Origin of the sequence: Pseudoalteromonas sp. MER144-MNA-CIBAN-0113 (assembly GCF_040308965.1) — a bacterium.
In the GTDB taxonomy this organism is placed as follows: Bacteria; Pseudomonadota; Gammaproteobacteria; order Enterobacterales; family Alteromonadaceae; genus Pseudoalteromonas; species Pseudoalteromonas tetraodonis.
This window is the reverse complement of sequence record NZ_JBEOOG010000401.1, coordinates 1-264: the sequence shown is the minus strand read 5'-3', so window position 1 is coordinate 264 and position 264 is coordinate 1. Positions and strand designations below refer to the sequence as shown.

Sequence of the window (264 nt, the reverse complement as noted above, 5' to 3'; positions counted from 1 at the left end):
GTCCATGATAGGCATATGAATATCCATTAAAATTATATCAAACGGCTCTAACTTTACTGTTTGGATGCACTCTAATCCATTATCAACTAAGTAAACCTGAGCGCCGCTATTTTCTAGTATGTTGGTAACTATGAGTCGATTGATTGAATTATCTTCCACAACTAATACTTTAATACCCGCCAGCGACTGTTCACTCACAGTATTTACTTTAGGCACTTCATTAAAAAAACCTAACACTCTACTGCTCACCTCCTTATACAAGAC

The 264-nt window shown here is 36.4% G+C and carries 1 protein-coding gene; it reads right to left on the bottom strand.

What is annotated here, in order from left to right:
- A partial coding sequence (locus AAEY57_RS20230; protein ID WP_350608690.1) for a response regulator occupies positions 1-237 on the bottom strand: 237 nt, incomplete at its 3' end.
- Positions 238-264: the final 27 nt, after the last annotated feature.